Raw genomic sequence first — 6,598 nt, forward strand, 5'->3', positions numbered from 1 at the left:
CACTATAGCTGGACAGTCGTCCATGAAATATCGGGACTCCACAGGTGCGTAAAGGGATTTGTCGATGTGGGGGTTCCTGTTTCGGAGAGTGACGGAACCCTCACCTCCGCCGGGTGGTCGAGGTTGATCCTTTCGGGTTCAAACCCGATAAGCTCCCGACCGGCGCTGCGAGTTGACGCGATCTGACCGGTCGTCGCGCGGTGCGTACGCATGAGCGCGGTCCCCTTTGACCACCCCCTGAACACTCCCTCAACCCCCCTCTGTTCGATCGTGTTGCTTCGAAGGATGCAGATGGAACTCGCCACTCCGCCGTCGGCGGCGCGGGCCCCTGTCGCCTGGTACAGCTGGTGGCTCATGCCGCTGGCCTTAGGAGGCGGGACGGTTGCCGCCACGTTCATGAGCGCGGAGCGAATAACCGCCGTCGTCGCGGGCGCCGCCGCGACGGCAGCCGGCGTCATGTGTGTTCGCCTCCTGCTCCGCACCCGCGGCCAACTGCGCCGGGCGGAGGGCTCCTTCCGTACCTCGCAGGCCGAGCACTCCCAGCAGTGGCAGCAGCACGTCGCGGGCCTGGAGCGGAAGTTCTCCGCCGAACGCGCCTCGCAGGAAGCCCAGTTCGCCGACCAGGCAGTCGCCTACGACGTGCAACTGGCCGAGCTGTCCCGGACGTACGAGGAACGGATCGCCGAGCAGACCGCCGCGTACGAGGCACGGCTCGCCGACCAGGCCATGTCCTACGAGGCGCAGCTCGCCGACCAGGCCGAGGTCTGGAAGGAGCAGCTGACGCACCAGCAGGACGCGGTCGCCCGCCTCGCCGGTGAGCAGCTGCCCAACGCGCTGAAGCGGCTGCGTGCCGGCGAGGCCGTCGACGACCTGCTGCCCACCGCCAACCAGTGCGCGAAGGTCGACGCCGACCTCCAGGCCGAACTCCGCAAGATCCTCAGGACCGCACTGATCGGCGTCGAGGAGGAGTTCAACCGCTCGACCTCCGCCGAGCAGGCCGTCATCAGCATCGGCAACCGCATCCACGTGCTGACCAGCAAGCTCCGCGGTCGGCTGCACGAGATGCAGGGCGAGCACGGCCGGCTGCCGGCCGTCGCCCGCGGCCTGATGGAGCTCGATCAGGAGATCGGCCCCGCCGACTGCCTCGCCGCCAGTATCGGCGTGCTCGGCGGCTCGGACCGGCCCGGCCGGCAGTGGCAGGAGCCGCAGCGGCTGCTGAGCGTGGTGCGCGGCGGCATCGGCCGGATCAAGGACTTCCACCGCGTCCAGGTGCGCCACCTGCCCGAACTCGGCGTCGACGGCGGTCTGGTCGACCACCTCACGCTGATCTTCGCCCACCTGCTGGACAACGCGGCCCGCTACTCGCCGCCCACCGAGCCGGTGCTCGTCTCCGGCAAAGAGGTCCCCAACGGCGTCGGTATCGAGATCCAGGACTCCGGCAAGGGCCTGAGCGAGGAGAAGAAGCGCGACGCCGAGAACGCCCTCGCGGGCAGTGCGGCCGGACCGGGCCTCGGTGGCGTTTCGGAGGACGCCAACCTCGGCCTGCGGGTCGTCGGCTCCCTCGCGCGCCGCTACGGCATCCGCGTCACCTTCGCGGACTCGCCCTGGCTCGGCACCTCGGTCGTGGTCGTGGTCCCGCACACGTACTTCAGCCCGCTGCCCGCGGCCGTCCCCGCACCCCCGGCCCCGGTCGCCCAGTCCGCCACGGCGGCCCCCGCCCATGCCCCGGCCACCGCCGAGTCCGCGGCGCGGGAGACCGACGCCGCGGACACCACGCCCGGCGGACTGCCCAAGCGCAGGAGCAAGCGGAACGAAGCGGCGCGACCCCAGCCGGCCGAGCGGGCCGAGCGGGCCGAGGAGACCGGCGTCCTGGCCGTCCCGCCCGACGCGTCCTTCACCGGCCTGGCCGCCTTCGCCACCGCCGGGCGCGAGCCCATCGAGGCGGACGACGGAGCGGCCGACGGCCCCGCGTCCGCAGAGCACCGCACTGAAGAGAGCGACTAGTCCACATGACGCAACATGGAACCGACGTGAGCTGGGCGCTGCGCGATCTGGTGGAATCCATTCCGGAGATCCGCTTCGCCCTCGTGGCCTCCAGCGACGGCAAGGCAATCACCTCGTTCGGTGCCGAAGACCCCGACGACGTGGACCGTTTCGCGGCCGTGGTGGCCGGCCTGCAGGCGCTGGCCCATCCGGTCGCCGAGCAGTTCCCCACGTACGCGGGGCAACTGCGGCTGGCGATGATCGAGGTCGACGGCGGCCATCTCTTCGTCGTACGCGCGGGTGTGGAGACGTACCTCGGCGTCCTCGCCAGAGAAGGCCTCGACCAGGGGCTGCTCGGACATCAGATGAGGGATCTGGCCCGCCGGATGGGTGAGCTCCTCGGCACCACTGTGCGCCTGGAGGAGCACTCTGGATGAGTGCTCCCCGCCGGCCCACGGAACCTCCCCCAAGGTCTCGGCTTCGCTCGGGCAGGGGGGACCCCCAAGGTCTCGAGCGCTACTACGTCCTGACCGGAGGACGTAGTGGACCGGGCGGTTCGGCGTCGAGTCTCGACGTGGCGAGCCTGATCGTCGCCCGCACCGCCCCCGTACCGGGTATGCAGCACGAGCACGAGGAGATCCTGCGGCGCTGTCGCGATCCGCTGTCGGTGGCCGAACTCGGCGCCCATCTCGGACTGCCCTTCAACATTCTCGCGGTGCTGCTGGCGGATCTGCTCGAGGCAGGCCGCGTCGAAGCCCGTGACCCCATCCCGGCGCACGACGCCGGTCGCGGGCCGGACCTCGCGCTCCTTGAGGAGGTACTCAGTGGACTTCAACGGCTTTGACCATCCCGGCGGACCGGACAGCGGGGGCACCCGCTCGGCGAAGGTGATGATCGCCGGCGGGTTCGGCACCGGGAAGATCACGATGGTCCGTTCGGTCAGCGACATCAAGCCGCTGACCACCGAGGAGACCCTCACCCAGGCCGGCGTCGGCGTCGACCGCCTCATCGGCGTGACCGACAAGACCGAGACCACGGTCAGCCTGGACTTCGGCAAGATCGGCATCAGCGAGCAGCTGGTGCTCTACCTGTTCGGCACGCCCGGCCAGGAGCGCTTCTGGTTCCTGTGGAACGGCCTGTGCAAGGGCGCGCTCGGCGCGGACGTCCTGGTGGACACCCGCCGGCTCGCCTCCAGCTTCCGGGCGATCGAGGAGATGGAGCGGCAGAACGTCCCCTTCGTGGTCGCCCTGAACGTCTTCCCCGACTCCAGGGACCACCCGGTCGACGAGATCCGCGACGCCCTGGACATCCCCCCGCACATCCCGGTCGTGGCCTGCGACGCCCGCGACCGGGCCTCCAGCCGTGACGTACTCGTCGCCCTGACAGGTCACCTGATGGAACCGTCCGCCGTGGCACTGGAGCTCCGATGACTGACCAGACCCCGAACGGTCCCGACGCCCCGGGCGGCTGCCCCGTCGCCCACGGCGGGGCCGATACCGCCCGGCTGTACGGTCCGGAGGCGGCGACCGACCCGCACGGCATCTACGAGCGGCTGCGCAAGGAGCACGGTTCGGTGGCCCCGGTTCTGCTGGAGGGCGACGTGCCCGCCTGGCTGGTCCTGGGCTACCGGGACAACCGGCGGGTGCTGGACAACCCCCGCCAGTTCAGCCGGGACGCCCGGATCTGGCGGGACTGGCAGGCCGGCCGCGTCGAGGCGACCTCGCCGCTGGTGCCGATGCTCGCCTGGCGCCCCGACTGTGTCTCCCAGGACGGCGAGCCTCATCGCAGGCTGCGCGGAGCCGTCACGGACGGGCTGCTGGCCGCGTCCGCTCGCGGGGTGCGCCGCCATGCCACGCACTTCGCGAACCAGCAGATCGACGCGTTCGCGGACGCCGGACAGGCCGACCTGGTGGCGGACTACGCCGAGTACCTGCCGATGCTCGTTCTCACCCGCATCCTCGGGCTGCCAGCGGCGGAGGGCCGCAGCCTGGTCGAGTCCTGCGCCCAGGTCCTCAAGGGCGGCGAGGGGGCACTCGCCCACAACGACCGCATCGTCCACATCCTCGGCGAACTCGCCGAACGCAGGCGGGTCGAGCCGGGCTCGGACTTCACGACCGCCCTGCTCGAGCACCCCGCCGGCCTCGACCCGGACGAAGTCGTCAGCCATCTGCGTCTGGTGCTGATCGCCGCGCACACCACGACCAGCAACCTGCTGGCCCGCGTGCTGCAACTCGTCCTCACCGACGACTCCCGGCTCGTCGGCCTGGTCAGCGGTCAGCTGAACATCTCCGCCGTGGTGGAGGAGGTCATGTGGAACGCACCGCCGCTGGCGGTCCTGCCGGGGCGCTTCGCCGCCACCGACCTCGAACTCGGCGGACACCTCATCAAGGAGGGCGACCTCCTCGTCCTCGGGCTCGCGCCGGGCAACGCCGACCCGGAGGTCCGGCCCGACCCGGAGGTCTCCGTCCAGGGCAACCAGTCGCATCTCGCGTTCAGCGCGGGCCCGCACGAGTGCCCCGGGCAGAACATCGGCCAGTCCATCGTCGAGATCGGCGTGGACATCCTGCTGCACCGGCTGCCGGGTCTGCGGCTGGCCGTATCACCTGAGGAGCTCAGCTCGACCGCCTCCACCTGGGAGTCCCGGCTGGACAGCCTGCCGGTCGAGTTCCCCGTGTAGTGCCCGCGTCCCCGCTGCCCGGTCGGAGCACCGACCGGGCAGCGCTGTCCCGTCACACGGCCGGCAGGTCGTCCACCGAGCCCTGTCCGGCCAGTTCGGCGGCGGCCGCCGGGCCCTCCTTGGCCGCCGAGTAGCGGCCCGACACCAGCGCCCACTCGTAGTTGCCGTTGATCCAGTGCTGGACGGCCTCCACGCCGCTGCGCACCCGGGCCCGCTCGTCCTCGTCGAGAGCGAGTTCGTCGCACATCCGCGGGACGCGGGCCTCCAGTTCCAGGTACTCGTCGAGGCAGGCGGTCGTCATGCGGTACGCCTCGGCGGCCGCCTCCTCCCAGGAGCACCCCCGCTTCCGGTGCAGCACGGCGATCAGGTTGTGGCCGTCGCCCCGGCGCTTCTCGCGTTCGAAGGAGTGGATGTCGTTCATGAACCCGATGGTGTCCGCGGCCAGATCGCGCATCCGCTCCATCAGCGGATGCGCCATCGCCTGCGACGGCACCTCGAAGCCATGGCTGCGCTCGCCCGCGTCGATGCTGTGGTGGATGCCGACCGTACGGCGGCGGAACTCGGCGTACTCGGCCAGCCCCAGCGTTCCGGCGAGGCCACGGGCCGCCAGGTCGACCTCCTCGCAGTGCGCCACCAAGAAGCGCCCCCAGGAGGCGGCGAACCGGGTCCGCCAGGTCAGGGACATGCCATCGGAGAGATGGTTCCAGACCTCCGCCCAGGCCAGGGCGATGGGGCAGACCACCCGGGGGCGGATTCCGGCCGGCCGCAGCGGGGTGACGATGAGCTCGCGCGCGACCTCGGCTATACGGTCCGCGCGGTCCGGTCGGTTCGTGTCGAACTGGTCGTCGAAGAGGAGGCCAGTGAGAACCAGTTCATCAGGACGACCATGTCGTCCGCCGTGGCGTGCGGATAGGTGCGGGCGGCGGCCTGGGGGAGGTCCCAGGACTTGTACTCCTCGAACCCGGCCAGGCTGCGTATCAGCCCCATGTCCCAGATCCAGCGAAGATGGCGTGCCCGGGCGTACTCCAGGTGTTCGCTGACGGGGGTGTCGAAGGGGAGATCGAACCGGACGTCCTGAGGCATGTGCTTCTTTTCGGGCGACGTGACGCAGAGAAATGATCTACGCCTGGTCCTGGCCCGTGATCTCCGTTACTGCTCCAGCCAGTTGAGCTCCGACGGCCGACTGAATCGGCCCGGCAGGGATATCCGGTAGGTACAGGGCGGCGGAACACCTCCGTTCCGCGCCCGCCCCGGACCCTCGGAGGAGACATGGCACTGGTCAAAACGGGCGTGATCGTGCTCGACTGCGCCGAGCCCGAGAAGCTCGCCGTCTTCTACAAGGAACTGCTGGGCGCCGAGCAGACGCACGAGAGTGCGAACCGGGTCGAGATCAGGGGCGCCGACGGGATCCGCATGGCCTTCCGCCGCGACGTGAACGCCACGCCGCCGAGCTGGCCCCGGCCCGAGAACGCCCTCCAGGCCCACCTCGACTTCGTGGTCGAGGACATGGACGAGGCGGAACGCAGGGTGGTCGGCCTCGGCGGGCGGCCCCTGGAGACGAAGGACGCGGGCGGACCGTACGAGGAACGCGGTTACGCCGACCCGGCCGGCCACTCCTTCACACTGCGCCTCGTGCCGTCGACTGCTCCGAAGCAAGGCTGAACTCCGTCGGCCGCGTCCGAGCCGAAGTAGGGCTGAACTCCGTCGGCCGCGTCTGTGCCGAAGTAGGGCTGAGCCCGGCTGGGTGTGTCTGTGCCGAAGTGGGGTTGAGCCCTGCTGGGTGTGTCCGTGCCGCAGGGCTGAGTTCCGCCGGTGTGTCCGTGCCGCAGGCCTGAGTTCCGCCGGGTGTATCCGTGCCGCAGGGCTGAGCCCCGCTGGCCGCGTCCGCCCCCGAAGCAGGGCTGAGCCCCGCCGGGCGCGTTGGCGCCCGAGCGGGGC

The 6,598-nt window shown here is 70.7% G+C and carries 8 protein-coding genes; 6 read left to right on the forward strand and 2 right to left on the reverse strand.

The features are described from left to right. Positions 1-291: 291 nt before the first annotated feature. Genes AC5P09_RS40465 through AC5P09_RS40485 form a run of 5 tightly spaced genes read left to right on the forward strand, consistent with a single transcriptional unit; the run spans position 292 to position 4,660 of the window. Entirely contained in the window at positions 292-2,004 is a 1,713-nt protein-coding gene (locus tag AC5P09_RS40465) for a sensor histidine kinase (RefSeq protein WP_493878693.1), read from the forward strand. A 5-nt stretch (positions 2,005-2,009) separates the two neighbouring features. Continuing rightward, positions 2,010-2,420 (forward strand): roadblock/LC7 domain-containing protein, encoded by a 411-nt coding sequence (locus tag AC5P09_RS40470; protein WP_493878694.1) that lies wholly within the window; start codon positions 2,010-2,012, stop codon positions 2,418-2,420. Next, complete coding sequence (locus tag AC5P09_RS40475) at positions 2,417-2,827, forward strand: DUF742 domain-containing protein (RefSeq protein ID WP_493878695.1); 411 nt, start codon at positions 2,417-2,419, stop codon at positions 2,825-2,827. The genes AC5P09_RS40470 and AC5P09_RS40475 overlap by 4 nt, the downstream gene beginning before the upstream one ends. After that, positions 2,808-3,413, forward strand: coding sequence for a GTP-binding protein (locus AC5P09_RS40480; protein ID WP_493878696.1), 606 nt, complete (start codon positions 2,808-2,810; stop codon positions 3,411-3,413). The genes AC5P09_RS40475 and AC5P09_RS40480 overlap by 20 nt, the downstream gene beginning before the upstream one ends. Next, a complete protein-coding gene (locus AC5P09_RS40485; RefSeq protein ID WP_493878697.1) occupies positions 3,410-4,660 on the forward strand; it encodes a cytochrome P450 in 1,251 nt (416 codons plus the stop codon). Before AC5P09_RS40480 ends, AC5P09_RS40485 begins: the two co-directional genes overlap by 4 nt. A gap of 52 nt (positions 4,661-4,712) precedes the next feature. Here the strand turns inward: AC5P09_RS40485 and AC5P09_RS40490 are convergent, their stop codons facing one another. Beyond that, entirely contained in the window at positions 4,713-5,531 is an 819-nt protein-coding gene (locus AC5P09_RS40490; RefSeq protein WP_493878716.1) for a terpene synthase family protein, read from the reverse strand. Further along, the gene (locus tag AC5P09_RS40495; RefSeq protein WP_493878698.1) at positions 5,462-5,743 is read right to left on the reverse strand and encodes a hypothetical protein; all 282 of its coding nucleotides are present in this window, start codon (positions 5,741-5,743) and stop codon (positions 5,462-5,464) included. The genes AC5P09_RS40490 and AC5P09_RS40495 overlap by 70 nt, the downstream gene beginning before the upstream one ends. A gap of 186 nt (positions 5,744-5,929) precedes the next feature. Here AC5P09_RS40495 and AC5P09_RS40500 point away from each other — a divergent pair, with 186 nt between their 5' ends. Continuing rightward, on the forward strand, positions 5,930-6,322 hold the full coding sequence (locus AC5P09_RS40500) for a VOC family protein (RefSeq protein WP_493878699.1): 393 nt from the start codon (positions 5,930-5,932) through the stop codon (positions 6,320-6,322). The last annotated feature ends 276 nt before the right edge of the window (positions 6,323-6,598 follow it).

The sequence above is a fragment of the Streptomyces sp. a15 genome, assembly GCF_059026085.1.